Origin of the sequence: Aquirufa sp., from assembly GCF_044342065.1 — a bacterium.
GTDB lineage: Bacteria > Bacteroidota > Bacteroidia > Cytophagales > Spirosomataceae > Aquirufa.
In genome coordinates this window covers 88881-104661 of record NZ_JBIIQN010000003.1, presented here as the reverse complement: position 1 = coordinate 104661, position 15781 = coordinate 88881, and the positions used below count along the sequence as shown (strand labels likewise).

Genomic DNA, 15781 nt, shown 5'->3' with positions numbered 1-15781 from the left:
TCCTTATTCTTTATCTTGCTGAAACAATTGATTTTGGAAAAACAAGATAATGACTACGCCACAAAAAATGGCTGCATCTGCGAAATTAAATATCGGTGTTGAGTAATAGGTACCTCCCCAAATAGGTATCCAACTAGGTAGAACGCCCTCCCAGAAATCAAAGAAAAACATATCAATCACTTGACCATGAAACCATTGCATAGGCGCTCCTACTGGTGCATTATTTAATAGAACCCCGTAAAATACAGAATCAATTAAGTTACCAATAGCCCCCCCTAAGATCAAGGATGTGCAAATTAATAAAAGTGGTTTCGACTTATTAACCGTTAATTTGTATAGAAAATAACCTATCCCAAACATTGCTACTATACGAAAGCTTGTTAAAATCAATTTCCCATAGTCTGACCCTAATTCTATGCCAAATGCCATTCCAGGATTTAAGGTATAATGAAGTTTAACAATCGGGCTGATGAGTTCTATTTGACCATAATACCCGGGATCCATAAAATTATGTACGGCCATTTTGATGGCTTGATCCAAAAGGATGATTAGTAAACTAAGTAGGAAATAGCGGTAATTCGATTTCATTATACGTTTTTTCTGCGATTTACTTCATTGAGTAATAATGTGAATTCCCTTGAAGTTTGGCCTGCAATGGAGCTATTCTCCTCCGCGCGTCTAAACAAATAAGGCATAACCGATTCCACAGGTCCATAAGGTACGTATTTAGCTACGTTATATCCTGCTGATGCCAAGTTATAGCTGATATTATCCGACATGCCAAGTAGTTGGGCAAAGTAGATATTTTCATGATTATGTGGAATACCCCTTTTGGCCATCTCTTCGATTAAGAGTTTACAACTATTTTCATTGTGCGTCCCTAGGCAATAGTGTACATGATCGAGATGGTCTAAGCAGGTAAGCATACCGGCATTAAAGTCAAAATCTGTATGTTCCTTGTCTTTGTGCAAAGGTTCAGAATATTCTTCCTCATGCGCACGTTGTCTTTCTTTTTCGAGGTAGGCGCCCCGTACCAGTTTAACCCCTAAATAATAGGATTGCTCTTTTGCAATTTGAATGGCCTTGGTCAAATTGCCCAACATATCAACTCGGTACATCTGGTAGGTATTAAAAATTATGGCGCTCTTTTTATTAAATCGCTCCATCATTTCATACGTTAAAGTGTCGATGGTATTCTGTATCCAACTTTCCTCTGCATCGACAAACAAGCGGACTTGTAAGTCGTGTGCAGCTTGACAAATTTCAATTAAAATTTCTTTACTATGCAGAAAGGCTTCCTCATCATCTTCTGATAAGCCATTCTCTGTTTGAAATTCTTCCAAAAGTTCCATTTGGAATATACCTGTCATTTTAAAGACTGCGAAAGGAATTGCTTGATTATCGTGTGCCTTTTGGATGGTTTTTAAAATTTCTAATTTTGTATTTTGGAAGGATTTTTCATTTTCTTCACCTTCTACCGAGTAATCTAAAATAGTTCCGATCTTCCCTGAATGTAGATGGTCAATGGTTTGTTCGCAATCTTGAATCGTTTCACCGCCGCAGAATTGTTCGTAAATCGTCGATTTTATCAGTCTTTTGATAGGAAAATGAAGGAAAAGGAATAATTTGATAAAAAAAGTCCCTAACTTTACAAGCCAATTTTGATTCATTAAGGCAAATATCCAATAGGCCTTTTTGAGTTGGTAATTGGATTTAGAAGAAAAGGCAATTTTGGTGTCTTCGAACGAAAGCTGAGACAAGTTTGAAGCGTTTGGTTTGTTCATTGATTTCGAAATAGCTTGCAAATATAATAGAATTAATAATCCGTTGAATCGGTGAAGTATAAAATAAAATAAACAAAATGTTTGGGGCGTAAGCCTTGTAAATCCGAAAATTATGAATGCCAATTTAGACATTGTACCTATGCAAGAATGGATTCAGACTGGTGGAAAGCCGTTGATTATTGCGGGTCCATGTTCAGCTGAAACTGAGGAACAAGTATTAGAAACTGCCCGTCGTATCAAGGCTGAAGGTTATGCACATATCATGCGTGCTGGAGTATGGAAGCCTCGTACGCGTCCAGGAAGTTTTGAAGGTATGGGTGAGCCAGCGTTGAAATGGCTAGTTGAGGCGAAAAAAGAAACTGGTTTGCCATTGGCTATTGAAGTTGCCACTCCAGAACACATTGAATTAGCTTTAAAATACGGTGTTGATGTTTTGTGGATTGGAGCGCGTACTACGGTAAACCCTTTTAACGTCCAAGATTTAGCGGATGCATTGAAAGGAGTGGACATTCCCGTATTAGTTAAAAATCCAGTGAATCCTGATTTGGCTTTGTGGGTAGGGGCATTTGAACGTTTACAAGGTTCAGGTATTAAGAAGTTAGGTGCCATTCACCGGGGTTTTTCAAATGCGCAAGAAACAAAATACCGTAATTCACCTATGTGGGCCATGGCAGTTGAATTGAAGCGTTTGTTCCCTCAAATGCCACTTATTGGTGATCCATCTCACATGGCTGGAAAGCGTGCTTTGTTGATGGAATTATCCCAACGTATTTTGGATTTGAATTACGATGGAATGATTATTGAGACACACCGTGATCCAGATGCAGCATGGTCTGATGCATCTCAACAAGTGACTCCTGAGAAATTAGGTGAAATGTTGCGTGAATTAGAGGTTCGTAACGCAAATTATGGGGCTGATTTTTCAGATGAGTTGGCTAGTCTACGTGAAAAGATTGATAACATTGACCGTGAGTTAATGGAGGTATTGGCTGCTCGTATGGCAGTTGTAGAAAAATTGGGCGAGTACAAGCGTGATAATAATGTGGCTGTACTACAGTTAGACCGTTGGAAGCAACTACACAATGACCGTGCAAACCAAGCAAATGGATTAGGTTTGTATCCTGAATTTATTGAAGAAATGTTTAAGTTGGTTCACCTAGAATCAATTCGTAAGCAAACGGAAGTGATGAATTCTGCAACGGCTTAATCTTACCGATTGAATATCAAGGAAAGTCCCTAGATCGAAGTCTTGGGGCTTTTTTTTAGCTAAACAATTAAGAATTAAGTGTTTTTTGACCTCATGATTCTCACCACTTACCTGCTTACCCGATAACTTCCCCAAACCACCAATCCCATTCCCGCACAAACAAGTAAGGAAGGCAATCCGTGACCTAACGCTATTTCAATCGCGATTGAGAATAAAACCGCACTATTCCCAACGGCCCCCACAATGCTGGTTTTTTCATGTAATAGCGCTTGGGTGGTATAGTATTGAACTCCCAAAGCCAATAATCCCATAACGAGAGCTTTTAGCCATTCAAATGCAGTAGGAGTCACCCAATATCCGGTAAAAAAACTATTTGGCATCTTGCCGATAGTGCCTAAACACAAGGAAATGGTCGATGCAATTAATCCTGCTCCCATAAATGATACCACCACCCAGCGAGAGTCATAATATTTTTGGGCCTCTTTGATAGCTAGGTATCCGAGGGCAGTACCCATGGCATAGATTATTCCGGTTGCATGATTAAACCATTCGCCCGTAGCCTCTGGCTGAAAAATCAAGAGTATGCCTAAAAAACCCACGAATAAGAAAAACACTTGACGACCAGATAACCGCTCGCTCGGGAATATCAAGAAGCTGAAAATCGCAATAAACAAGGGAAAGGCTTGACCGTAAGTATTTGTAAGGGAAAGGCCTAAATGTTCGAGCGTGTAAAAGAGGCAATACAAGGTAAAGGCTCCTAATAGGCCCCTAAGGATAATGAAGTAGAGTTTTCCACCTTTTTGAACTCCTGGCCGTCGGTATAAGCTTATCAATAAAAAAGGAAGTCCTACCGCACTTCGGAAAAACACCAATTCCACAGAACTGAAACGTTCGCTCATGGATTTAGCAAGTGCCGACATCAAAGCAAAGCATAATGAAGAAAGTAGCATGAAACCAATGCCCTTATTTTTATACCAAATCTGATGAATTTTTTTACGCATGAAAAATAACGATTCCGAATATTCCTGATTCGAGATTCAGGCAAATTTTGGTAACTTGCATCTCTTATTTCAAAGGTATGATAAAAAAAATAATTTTTTCTCCTGATGCGCCTGCAGCAATTGGTCCATATTCTCAAGGTGTTGAAGTCAATGGAACCGTTTATGTTTCTGGTCAAATTGCATTAACAGTATTTGAATCTGGCGCAAGCATTGAAGAAGAAACGGATCAAGTAATGAAAAATTTGGGTCATATTTTGAAAGCTGCTGGATGTTCTTACGTTGACGTGGTTAAATGTTCCATATTTGTTAAGGATATGAACAATTTTGCCAAAATTAATCAAGTGTACGGCGCGTATTTTCCAGAAAATCCTCCAGCCCGCGAAACAGTAGAAGTAGCCCGCCTACCCAAAGATGTCCGAGTTGAAATTTCTTGTATTGCCTATAAATCATAATTTATGTCTTCAACTATTCGCGTTCGCTTTGCCCCTAGTCCCACGGGACCTCTACATATTGGCGGGGTTAGAACTGCGTTATATAATTACCTTTTCGCTCGAAAAATGGGCGGAAAATTCATTCTTCGTATTGAGGATACCGATCAAACTCGTTTTGTTCCTGGTGCTGAGCAATATATTTTAGATAGTTTAACCTGGCTGGGAATAAGCCCTGATGAAGGGGTAGGAGCTGGCGGGCCGCATGAGCCTTACAGACAAAGTGAGCGGAAGGATTTGTATATGGTTTATGCTGATCAATTGATTCAAGAAGGAAAGGCTTATTATGCTTTTGATACCTCTGAGGAATTGGATGCGATAAGAACCTTGTTTGAAAGCAAAGGTTCAGCCTTTCAATACAATGCGCTGACGCGTGTTAAATTGCGAAATTCATTGGCCATGCCACCTGCAGCCGTGCAAGAGCTACTCGATTCAAATGTACCCTATGTAATTCGATTAAAAGTGCCGGCTAAAGGAGAGGTGCGTTTTCAGGATTCTGTGCGCGATTGGGTTCATGTTCACACCTCAAGTATTGATGACAAGGTGTTAATGAAATCCGATGGCATGCCTACATATCATTTGGCGAATGTCGTAGATGACCATATTATGGAAATCACCCACGTAATTCGAGGTGAAGAATGGTTGCCTTCCGCACCCTTACATATTTTATTATACCAAGCATTCGGTTGGACTGCGCCACAATTTGCTCATCTGCCGCTCTTGTTAAAACCAGAGGGGAATGGTAAATTATCTAAAAGGGATGCGGATTTAGGTGGATTTCCAGTCTTTCCAATGGAATGGAAGGATTCTCAAACAGGTGTCATTTCAAAAGGTTTTAAGCAAGAAGGCTATTTGCCAGAAGCGACCTTAAATTTCTTAGCCTTTTTAGGCTGGAATCCAGGTACCGAACAAGAGTTGTTTAGTTTAGCGGAATTGGTGGAAGCCTTTTCGTTGGAACGTATTAATAAGTCGGGAGCCAAATTTGATGTGAATAAGGCAAAGTGGTTTAATGAGCAATATTTACAGCTACAAGCACCCGAAGAATTGGCTAAGCACTATTTAGGGAATTTGCCGGCTGAACAAGGTTTAGCGTTTGTATCCTTGTTTTTAGATCGTATTACTTTTCCTCAAGAGTTAAAAAGCTTGGTTGATCAATTTATTGAACAACCCGCAACGTATGATGAGGCTGTCATCCAGAATAAATGGAATGCTGAAGCTGAAAAGGGGTTACGTTTGATCGAGCAGGCCTTACCTAGTGTGCTTAATTGGCAAGTTGATGAAATTAAACATACCATTCATACGGTCCTGGAAGGGGCTGGAATCAAAATGGGTAAAGTAATGCAAATCTTGCGAGTAGCTTTGAGTGGTAATGGAGCAGGTCCTGATTTAATGATTTCCATGCAACTTTGGGGGAAAACCCAAGTTTTAGAGCGTTTAACTGCTGCATTACATGTTTTCCCAAAAAATTCTTAATGAAAGCGAAGCCCAAAACCAAAGCTCCTAAAGTACATCCAGATTTAGCAGGATTTGAAATGAATATAGATTCACTTGGTCAAATTACAACGAATTTAGATCGAGATACCTTAAATGCTTTTTTGGATAAAGAGATGCCTGAGGATAAAAAACGAAGACCAAAGAAAAATGAAGGTAAATAAGGAAGATGTTATTAAAATTGCTCATTTAGCCCGTTTGGATTTGAAAGAATCTCATGTAGCTGAAATGCAAGATTCCATAAATAAGGTGTTGGATTGGATGGAAGCATTGAATTCGGTCGACACGAATGGTGTTCCACCTTTGGCCCACATGACCTCGGCGTTAAATCATTTTAGGGAGGATAAAGCCATAACAAACCTTTCGCGAGAGGAGGCTCTAAAATTAGGGCCCGATACGAATGAACAATATTTTAAGGTCCCGCAGGTTATTGAATAATTAACCTATGTAGTATTCTAGGGCTTTTTTCATCTCAGCCTTAGAAACGGGTATGTCATAGCCACAGTCACCAATGCCGGTCAATAGTGAAAAGCGAATTTCCGAGCCCTTATTTTTCTTGTCTTGCGCCGTCAATTGAATAATTGCTGGAATTTCTGAAGGCTTGATTTGAATGCGACCATAGGTTGCAAATAACATGGTTTCAATTGCCTCTAATTCATCTGCTTGGATTAAATTTCGCTGATATGCCAAATAAGCCTCGGTAATCATCCCTACCGCAATAGCCTCACCATGTAGTACGGAACGTTTACCTAAGCCTAACAAATAGGTTTCGACCGCATGACCCAATGTGTGGCCAAAGTTCAAAATTTTTCTTAATCCCTTTTCTCTAGGGTCTTCTGCCACTACGGCTTTTTTGATTTCAACTGAATGTGCAATTAAATCGGCTAAATCCACTTCATCAAAATCTACATGGGAAATAACATCCCACTTATCTGCATCACGAATCAAACAATGTTTGATAATTTCAGCATAACCCGAAAGCTTTTGGCGCTGCGGGAGGCTTTCGATAAAGGTAGGATCAATTAATACCGTTTTAGGCAGTTGGAATACCCCAATGTGGTTTTTTAATCCATGAAAGTCTATTCCTAATTTACCCCCCACACTGGCATCTACTTGTGCCAATAAAGTGGTAGGTATTTGTATAAAATCAATACCACGCTTATAGGTAGAGGCGCAAAATCCTCCCATATCGCCAATTACCCCACCCCCTAAATTAATCAGCAATCCATGACGATCCATATTAGCTTTTGTCATCGCTGACCAGATTTTCTCACAGGTAGCCAAGGTTTTGTTATCCTCTCCGGATGGAATGACAATTTTGGTAAACTTTTTTGGCAGAAGATTTTGAATCAGCGGCAAGCAAAATTTTTGCGTCTTTTCATCTACAATCACCGCGATATGTGAATGATCGTGATGGGATAAAAATGTAGTTAATGAAGCAGAAATAGGGCCGATTTGAACTGACATAGTTGATTTAATACAATGGAAATTCAAAAATACGATGATTTTAACAAAATTGACCGATTGTAACCTTAATTTTGGTTTTGTGGTATGCTTTTTCTTACCTAATTTTGTCGCTGCTTGGGAGTACCCAAAACAACGAAATAATATGAGAGAAATTCAATACAGAGAAGCCTTGCGTGAGGCTATGCAAGAAGAAATGCGTCGTGATGATACAGTCTTCTTAATGGGAGAGGAAGTTGCCGAATATAATGGCGCATACAAAGTATCTCAGGGTATGTTGGACGAATTTGGTCCAGACCGCGTTATTGATACACCAATCGCCGAGCTAGGTTTTGGTGGTATTGGGGTAGGCGCTGCAGCAAATGGTTTACGTCCTATTATTGAGTTTATGACGTTCAACTTCTCATTAGTGGCCATTGACCAAGTTATTAATTCTGCTTCTAAATTGATGTCGATGTCGGGTGGTCAATATTCTTGTCCAATCGTATTCCGAGGTCCTACTGGAAATGCAGGACAATTATCATCACAACATTCTTCCAACTTTGAAAATTGGTTTGCCAATACGCCCGGTTTGAAAGTTGTGGTTCCGGCCACACCTGCTGATGCGAAAGGATTGTTAAAAGCATCCATTCGTGATAATGATCCTGTAATTTTTATGGAATCTGAGTTGATGTATGGTGATAAAGGATTGGTTCCAGATGGCGAGTATTTGATTCCAATCGGTAAAGCAAATATTGTGAAAGCGGGTACAGATGTAACGATTGTTACCTTTGGAAAAATGTTATCACGTGTCGTTTTACCTGCTGTTGAGGAATTGACCAAATTAGGGATCAATGCGGAAGTAATTGATTTACGTACTGTTCGTCCCATTGATTACATTTCAGTAGTGGAATCTGTTAAGAAAACGAATCGTTGTGTAGTTGTGGAGGAAGCAAATCCACTTTCTGCGATTTCATCTGAAATTGCCTATCACTTACAGCGTTGGGCTTTCGATTACTTGGATGCTCCCGTTGTTCGTGTAAATTCCCGTGATTTACCTTTGCCGTATGCACCTACGTTAATTGAAGAAATTTTGCCTAATGTGGCTCGTACGATTGATGCAGTTAAAACGGTGATGTATAGAAAGTAAGTCTTTAGCCGAAGGTTACAAATTCTAAGAATAAAAAATTAAAAGCCCTACTTGGAACTCCAAGTAGGGCTTTTTTAGTTGTCGAAAATGGACTAGCAGCCAGTGACTGTTCATAAGCGACTGATTACAACACATATATGAACCTCGATCCATCTACATCAATGCCCTCAAGCTTTGTACGACCTTTACGTGCTTCTAATAATTCAGCAGCTTCCTTCGGGTTATTAACAGCCTTGTCGTTTATCTTGGTAATGATTGAACCTTTTGATAAACCATACATTTCTAATCGGCCATCTGGTAAAACTTCTATCACTTTAACACCCGAACTTACGTTGAATTTCTCCTTATCAGAACTGCTTAATGCGCCAAATTTAGCACCTAAGAATTCAGATTTGTAGGAATCACCTGTTTCGCCTTTCACAATCGATGTATTGCCATCTTTGTTTTTTAGCGTAACGGTAAAATCTTTGGATTGCCCATCACGATTTACCGTAACGTTCATTGTTTCACCCGGACGCTTACGGCCAACGATTTCCATCAATTTCGCAGTAGATTTGGTTTCAATTCCATCAATTTTTGTAATGACGTCGTTGATTTTGATGCCCGCAGTTTTAGCTGCTGAGTTTTCAGAGAAACCTCCCACATAAACACCAGTGGACACTTTTAAATCTTTTTCTTCCACTAATTTGGCATTTACTTCCAAAATACTCACACCTAAGAATCCGCGTTGGACATTGCCATACTTGATGAGATCTGTGGATACTTTTTTAACGATACTCACTGGAACTGCAAATGAGTATCCGGCGAATTGGCCTGTACGTGAATAGATGGCCGTATTGATACCAATTAACTCACCTTTAAGGTTAACCAAAGCCCCACCTGAGTTGCCTGGATTTACCGCTGCGTCAGTTTGAATGAAGGATTCCAATGGGTTTGCCGCACGGTCATCGTCGCGGTCAATGATATTTTGACGTCCCTTTGCTGATACAATACCCGCGGTCACCGTGGATTCTAAGTTGAATGGATTACCTACAGCTAATACCCATTCACCCACTTTTAATGCATCTGAATCGCCAAAAGTCAAGAATGGCAAATCGGTTGCCTTGATTTGTATTACCGCTAAATCTGAAGCAGGGTCTGTAGAAATCACTTTCGCTTTGAATTCTCTTTTATCATTCAACATGACTGAAATTTCACTAGCTTCTGCCACCACGTGATTGTTGGTTACGATATACCCATCAGCACTGATGATAACGCCCGAACCTGATGCTTCAGCTTGTTGTGGTGCTTGTCGACGCCCCCCTCCGCCAAATGGATCACCGAATCCTCCAAACAAATCATCAAATGGACTCGAATATTGGCGTTGTCTTTGTTCCATTTTTGTCTTTATGTGCACTACAGCAGGCGTAGATTTTTCAGCAGCATAGGTGAATTCACCCGGACTTCCTGCGGCAGAAATATTGGAAACGTTACTACTAAATGCGGATGGGGAATCACTAAAATTTGATTGATTCCCTAAATTAAGTAATTGATATGCCCCTAAGGTTACTCCGCTGGATAAAAGGGCGATGACTACGTAGGATTTTAACTGATTTTTCATTTCCATTTTGCGATTTATAAAAGGGTTAGCATTTGATTTGCGAATTTAACGTAAAATTTGTTTGATTTTTCAACTTTAAAATTCGAATTAACAACTTTTAAGAATTCAAATCAACTTTTATTTGCGAACAGAAATGGCTATTTTTGTTGCTTCATTTTATCCCATATATTCTGATGATTCTAAGTGAACAAGAACAGCTGCGTCGACAAAAGCGACAAGAGTTAATGTCGTTGGGAATTGACCCATATCCAGCAGCGGAGTATCCGGCGAATGTACATTCTGCGGAAATACTTGCGAATTATTCGCCTGATAAAGGAAATTATCAAGAAGTTGTTCTTGCCGGTCGCTTAATGGGTTTTCGGATTATGGGTAATGCCTCTTTTGCGGAATTACAAGATGCGGGAGGAAGAATTCAACTGTATTTCCGGCGGGATGATTTATGTCCCGGGGAAGATAAAACCTTATACAATACGGTATTTAAAAAGTTATTGGATATTGGCGATATTGTTGGGGTAAAAGGATATGCATTTACTACGCAAGTAGGTGAGATTTCGGTTCACGTTCAAGAATTTACTTTATTGTCAAAGGCGCTACGTCCTTTGCCGGTTGTTAAAGAAGCAGACGGTCAGACTTATGATGCATTTTCTGATCCAGAGATGCGTTATCGACAACGCTATGTTGATTTGATTGTAAATCCTCATGTCAAGGATATTTTTATTAAGCGGGCCAAAATCATATCAACCATGCGTTCGATGTTTGATGAGCGAGGTTGGTTAGAGGTTGAAACACCTGTTTTGCAAGCTGTCCATGGTGGTGCAGCTGCCCGTCCATTCAATACGCATCACAACACGTTGGACATGCCTTTGTATTTGCGTATAGCAAATGAACTATATCTGAAGCGCTTGATAGTTGGCGGTTTTGATGGGGTTTATGAATTTGGCAAAATGTTCCGAAATGAAGGAATGGACCGAACGCATAATCCGGAATTTACTTCTTTGGAGTTTTATGTAGCTTATAAAGATTATCATTGGATGATGGATTTAACCGAAACCATTTTCCAAACTGTGGCTCAAACTTTGCATGGTCAAACTAAGTTGCGGGTTGGGGATAATGATATCGAATTTGCTGGGCCTTATCCTCGATTGACGATTTCAGGTGCAATCCAACAATATGCTGGTGTGGATGTTGATGCGATGTCGGAAGATGAATTGCGCCAACACTGTTTGAGTTTAGGCATGGAGGTCGATGCACAAATGGGGAAGGGGAAGTTAATTGATGAATTATTCGGTGAAAAGGTGGAATCGAATTTAATTCAGCCAACATTCATTACGGATTATCCAGTAGAAATGTCTCCATTAACCAAAAAACACCGTTCAAAAGAAGGCTTGGTGGAGCGTTTTGAATTATTTGTAAATGGGAAAGAAATTGCGAATGCCTATTCGGAATTGAATGATCCAATTGACCAAAAGGAGCGTTTCGAAGATCAATTGCGTTTGGCTGAAAAGGGTGATGACGAAGCGATGGCGATGGATTTTGACTTCTTGCGTTCTTTGGAATATGCCATGCCACCAACATCGGGTATCGGTATTGGAATCGATCGATTGACTATGTTGATGACGAATCAAGTGTCTATTCAAGAAGTTTTGTTTTTTCCTCAAATGCGCCCTGAACTTGTTAAAGAAGTTTCATCCGATTCAGAGTTTGCCAGCGTAGGCGTTCCCGAGGTTTGGATACCGGCTTTACAGAAAATGGGCATTTTGACATTAGCTCAATTAAAAGAAGCTAACCCGAATAAAGTCTTCAATGATTTGGGTGGTTTGCGAAAGAAATTGAAAATTGATGCGGCTTTGCCCACGAAAGACGAGGTAATTGCCTGGATTTCTTAATACTATGAAAAGTATAAACATAAAAAAAGCCTTCTAGATGAAGGCTTTTTTGTTTCTCTTTAACTAGAGATCAATGGGGCAATAATATATATTGAAATCTACTGATTTGCTCTAATCAAATTAAACGAAAGAAAATTAGATTTTCTTTACGTTGATTGCGTTTGCTCCACGCTTTCCATCAGTTACCTCGTAAGATACTGAATCGTTTTCGCGAATTGTAACACCTGAAAGGCCAGTTACGTGTACGAAAATGTCTTCGCCTGTTTGATCATCAACGATGAATCCGAAGCCTTTAGTTTCGTTGAAAAATTTTACTTTACCAGTTTGCATAAAAATAATGTTAAAAATTAATACTCAATTAGATTGTTCCGCGCAAGAAGACCATTGTGAACTTTAGAATCAAAAACTATAAATAGAGGAAGATACTAGAGAAATGTAGTCTGAACTATGGTTGAATTAAATCTTTTAAGTACTCAAATGTAGAAAAAATAAAATTGTATGCAAGCATTTTACAATTAATTATCAGTTTGCTGAAAATTTAATTTAACTTTTTTAATAATTTATAGCACTTTATTTATATGTATTACTTTTTTCTTATAATTAATGAAAAAAAGATAATTTTGTAATTCAAAAAATGAAAGTTGATGTACAGAGTAAAATACTTCGTTGAAAATCAGGCCTTTGGAGTTTGTACGCGCTTAGGAGAAAAGTTTAAAATATCGACAAGCAGCATTCGCTTGTACTTTATTTATACTTCTTTTTTGACATTAGGTTCGCCTATAATTATCTATCTTTTTATGGCATTTTGGATGAATATTCGTCGTTACTTGCGCCAACGAAATAATCCATCTGTTTGGGATATTTAGAATTTTAGATCTGAAAATTTCGTAATCTTTTTTACAAAGTAGTCCCATACGATGCTCCCCGTATAACTTATTACCTCTTTTTTCTGTAGTTCAGGCGGTATATTTTCTTTGTTTTTCTCGAAAAGTACATAGCCATAAAAATCTTTATGAGCTTTCAATATAGCGAGTATTTGTTTGAATTCGCCTTTGCTTAAAAATTGAACACCAGCTAATCCATCTAAAACCATTCGCGTCAGCAGTATTCTGAACCGCTTGGTGGGTATCAGGTTTTTATAGAGTAAGATTAAATTGTTTCTAAAATTCAAATACGTTTTTTTCGGGTTTCCTTGAGCTAATGTTCCTCCCCCTACATGCAGAACTTCGCTATTTGCCACCGCAGCTATGGCATGGCCGGCTCTTTGTAATCGCCAGCAAAGATCTATTTCTTCCATATGGGCAAAAAAAATAGCATCAAGTCCTCCTACTTCCCAGTAAGTTGAAGATCGCACCATCAAACATGCGCCCGTCGCCCAGTTTACGATGGCACTCGCGTATTGCTGTTCTTGATTTTCTATTTTATCAAAAATTCGTCCACGACAAAATGTATACCCATACCTATCCCAATATCCACCTGCAGCGCCTGCATATTCAAATTTATTGGGTTCTTCATAGGATAAAATGAAGGGTTGTGCGGCAGCAACATGGGGGTTTGATTGAAAATAGACTAATAAATGGTGAAGCCAATTTGCTTTAGGTTCGATGTCCGAATTCATTAAAACATAATATTCTGCCTCTATTTGTTTTAATGCGTAGTTGTACCCCCCCGCATAACCCAAGTTCTGGCTTGATTGAATAATCTTAACCGTTGGGAATTGACTCGTAAGGATTTCAATGGAATCGTCCACAGAACCATTGTCAGCCACATATACATCCCCTTCAGGGCTTGTGGCGATTACTTGCGGAAGGAACTTCGATAGAAATGCACTTCCATTATAATTTAAAATAACAACGGCTACCGACATGCTTGCAAAGGTAAGGCTTTTCGTTTAATTAGAATTTCTTTAATAAAGATGTATTTTTGTGCTTCATTACAACAAGCAACTAATTTATATGATGTGGTCTTCCCTTTTTCGTAAGAAGTCAATTGATAAAATAATTTCAGACCAACAAGAGATTGAAAGGTTAGAGGGTGGTCAAATGCATCGAAATTTAGGCGTACGTGACTTAACATTCATGGGGGTTGCTGCCATTATTGGCGCTAGTATCTTTTCAGCGATTGGTCAAGCTTCTGCTAATGGTGGGCCAGCAGTATCCATGCTTTTTGTGTTTACTGCATTAGCATGTATGTTTACGGCTTTTTGTTACGCGCGTTTTGCTGCAACCGTTCCCATCAGTGGAAGTGCTTATACTTATGCATATACCAGTCTCGGTGAAATTGTGGCCTGGATTTTAGGTTGGAATTTATTACTGGAGTATGCCATTTCCAATGTAGCCGTTGCTATTTCTTGGTCAAAATATTTTGTTGATTTATTGGAAGGTTTAGGTCTTCATGTCCCCGAGTTTTTAACGATGGATTACTTGTCGGCCAAAAGAGCCTTCTCTGAAGCTGAACCTTTACTTCAATCTGGTCAATCGCTCCAGGCATTGTCGGTAAATGTACGTGAGGGATACTTGGCATATGAGTCTGCACCGACCATATTTGGTTGGCATTTTGTTGCCAACATTCCGGCTTTGTTTATTACGATTGCCATTACCTATTTAGTTTACATAGGAATTAAGGAATCAAAAAATACCAATAATATCCTTGTTGTATTAAAATTATTAGTCATTGCCATCGTAATTGGTGTGGGTGCATTTTACGTTCAAGTGGAGAATTGGACGCCTTTTGCTCCCAATGGGATTTCTGGTGTTTTGAAAAGTGTTGCCGCTGTATGTTTTGCTTACATTGGATTTGATTCCATATCCACCACGGCGGAAGAATGCAAAAATCCCCAACGCGATATCCCCAAAGCTATGATGTGGGCTTTGATTATATGTACCGTTTTATATGTTTTGGTCACCCTAGTATTGACAGGTATAGTTCCTTCTCATATGTTGGCTGGAATTGAAGATCCATTAGCTTTCATGTTCATGAAAGTAAATTTGCCGGGCGTTGCAGGTGTGGTTGCGGCGAGTGCTGTTATCGCTTTAACTAGTGCTTTGTTGGTATATCAATTAGGCCAACCTCGTATTTGGATGACTATGTCTCGTGATGGTTTGTTGCCAAAAGCTTTTTCTCGTATTCATCCTAAATATCGAACTCCTTCATTTTCAACCATCATGACGGGAGTATTGGTGGGGGTACCAGCCTTGTTTGCGAATTTGGAAGAGGTAATCAATCTAAGTAGTATTGGAACCTTATTTGCTTTCGTGTTGGTTTGCGCGGGTGTCTTGATTTTAGATTTGGATCCAGAAAATCAAAAGAAATCGAAATTTAAAATTCCGTACATCAATGCGTCGTTTTGGATAGGTTTGTGCTGGATTGTTGCTTTGTATTTATCCTTACCCGATTCTGCTGCTTGGACTTCTTGGTTGGAAAGCTATTTCCATGGAGATGCCAAAGCAGATCATTTGATTATGACAGGCTTCTTCGTTATTTGGGGAGTGCTATCTATTTATTGCTTTACGCACAGGCTTTCTTTGATTCCCGTTTTGGGGTTATTGGTCAATTTGTATTTGATGACCCAAATGGGTGCAACCAATTGGGAGCGTTTTGCTTATTGGTGCCTAGCTGGAATATTAATCTATTTTGGATATAGTTACCGGAAGAGTAAGTTAAATTAGGTAAGAGTTAAGAAGTAAGTGTTGTAATACTTCTTAACTCTTACTTCTTAACTCTAAGTTTTT

General features: G+C 39.2%; 16 protein-coding genes. 9 read left to right on the top strand and 7 right to left on the bottom strand.

The features are described 5' to 3' along the window. Positions 1-3 precede the first annotated feature (3 nt). Positions 4-588 carry a lipoprotein signal peptidase gene (locus ACIQZ2_RS02235; RefSeq protein ID WP_395767205.1) on the bottom strand — a complete coding sequence of 195 codons (585 nt, stop codon included), beginning with the start codon at positions 586-588 and terminating at the stop codon, positions 4-6. After that, positions 588-1784: a proline dehydrogenase family protein gene (locus ACIQZ2_RS02230; protein WP_395767204.1), complete on the bottom strand. Its 1197-nt coding sequence runs from the start codon at positions 1782-1784 to the stop codon at positions 588-590. The genes ACIQZ2_RS02235 and ACIQZ2_RS02230 overlap by 1 nt, the downstream gene beginning before the upstream one ends. A 112-nt stretch (positions 1785-1896) precedes the next feature. On the opposite strand from ACIQZ2_RS02230, the gene ACIQZ2_RS02225 reads away from it, so the two are divergent. After that, entirely contained in the window at positions 1897-2991 is a 1095-nt protein-coding gene (locus ACIQZ2_RS02225) for a chorismate mutase (RefSeq protein ID WP_395767203.1), read from the top strand. Between the two features lie 107 nt (positions 2992-3098). On the opposite strand, the gene ACIQZ2_RS02220 is transcribed toward ACIQZ2_RS02225, so the two are convergent. Then, a complete protein-coding gene (locus ACIQZ2_RS02220) occupies positions 3099-3992 on the bottom strand; it encodes a DMT family transporter (RefSeq protein WP_395767202.1) in 894 nt (297 codons plus the stop codon). A 77-nt stretch (positions 3993-4069) separates the two neighbouring features. On the opposite strand from ACIQZ2_RS02220, the gene ACIQZ2_RS02215 reads away from it, so the two are divergent. The 4 genes from ACIQZ2_RS02215 to gatC are packed head-to-tail and all read left to right on the top strand — an operon-like array spanning position 4070 to position 6409. Next, entirely contained in the window at positions 4070-4444 is a 375-nt protein-coding gene (locus tag ACIQZ2_RS02215) for a RidA family protein (protein ID WP_395767201.1), read from the top strand. Between the two features lie 3 nt (positions 4445-4447). Next, on the top strand, positions 4448-5953 hold the full coding sequence (gene gltX, locus ACIQZ2_RS02210) for a glutamate--tRNA ligase (protein ID WP_395767200.1): 1506 nt from the start codon (positions 4448-4450) through the stop codon (positions 5951-5953). Further along, positions 5953-6135, top strand: coding sequence for a hypothetical protein (locus ACIQZ2_RS02205; RefSeq protein ID WP_395767199.1), 183 nt, complete (start codon positions 5953-5955; stop codon positions 6133-6135). Before gltX ends, ACIQZ2_RS02205 begins: the two co-directional genes overlap by 1 nt. Next, positions 6122-6409 (top strand): Asp-tRNA(Asn)/Glu-tRNA(Gln) amidotransferase subunit GatC, encoded by a 288-nt coding sequence (gene gatC / locus ACIQZ2_RS02200; RefSeq protein ID WP_395767198.1) that lies wholly within the window; start codon positions 6122-6124, stop codon positions 6407-6409. The genes ACIQZ2_RS02205 and gatC overlap by 14 nt, the downstream gene beginning before the upstream one ends. Here gatC and aroB read toward each other — a convergent pair whose 3' ends face one another. Continuing rightward, entirely contained in the window at positions 6410-7438 is a 1029-nt protein-coding gene (gene aroB / locus ACIQZ2_RS02195; RefSeq protein WP_395767197.1) for a 3-dehydroquinate synthase, read from the bottom strand. A gap of 34 nt (positions 7439-7472) precedes the next feature. Here aroB and ACIQZ2_RS02190 point away from each other — a divergent pair, with 34 nt between their 5' ends. Then, positions 7473-8564 (top strand): pyruvate dehydrogenase complex E1 component subunit beta, encoded by a 1092-nt coding sequence (locus tag ACIQZ2_RS02190; protein WP_395767196.1) that lies wholly within the window; start codon positions 7473-7475, stop codon positions 8562-8564. A 124-nt stretch (positions 8565-8688) separates the two neighbouring features. Here the strand turns inward: ACIQZ2_RS02190 and ACIQZ2_RS02185 are convergent, their stop codons facing one another. Beyond that, positions 8689-10164, bottom strand: a complete 1476-nt coding sequence (locus tag ACIQZ2_RS02185) for a Do family serine endopeptidase (protein WP_395767195.1) — start codon at positions 10162-10164, stop codon at positions 8689-8691. Positions 10165-10337: 173 nt separating this feature from the next. Between ACIQZ2_RS02185 and lysS the strand changes: the two genes are divergently transcribed. Then, a complete protein-coding gene (gene lysS / locus ACIQZ2_RS02180) occupies positions 10338-12050 on the top strand; it encodes a lysine--tRNA ligase (protein ID WP_395767194.1) in 1713 nt (570 codons plus the stop codon). Positions 12051-12185: 135 nt separating this feature from the next. Here lysS and ACIQZ2_RS02175 read toward each other — a convergent pair whose 3' ends face one another. Then, positions 12186-12380, bottom strand: coding sequence for a cold-shock protein (locus ACIQZ2_RS02175; RefSeq protein ID WP_130895221.1), 195 nt, complete (start codon positions 12378-12380; stop codon positions 12186-12188). Between the two features lie 314 nt (positions 12381-12694). Here ACIQZ2_RS02175 and ACIQZ2_RS02170 point away from each other — a divergent pair, with 314 nt between their 5' ends. Further along, positions 12695-12916 carry a PspC domain-containing protein gene (locus ACIQZ2_RS02170; protein ID WP_395767193.1) on the top strand — a complete coding sequence of 74 codons (222 nt, stop codon included), beginning with the start codon at positions 12695-12697 and terminating at the stop codon, positions 12914-12916. On the opposite strand, the gene ACIQZ2_RS02165 is transcribed toward ACIQZ2_RS02170, so the two are convergent. Continuing rightward, positions 12913-13917, bottom strand: coding sequence for a glycosyltransferase family 2 protein (locus tag ACIQZ2_RS02165; protein ID WP_395767192.1), 1005 nt, complete (start codon positions 13915-13917; stop codon positions 12913-12915). The genes ACIQZ2_RS02170 and ACIQZ2_RS02165 overlap by 4 nt on opposite strands. Before the next feature lie 91 nt (positions 13918-14008). Between ACIQZ2_RS02165 and ACIQZ2_RS02160 the strand changes: the two genes are divergently transcribed. Next, positions 14009-15718 (top strand): amino acid permease, encoded by a 1710-nt coding sequence (locus tag ACIQZ2_RS02160; protein WP_395767270.1) that lies wholly within the window; start codon positions 14009-14011, stop codon positions 15716-15718. Positions 15719-15781: the final 63 nt, after the last annotated feature.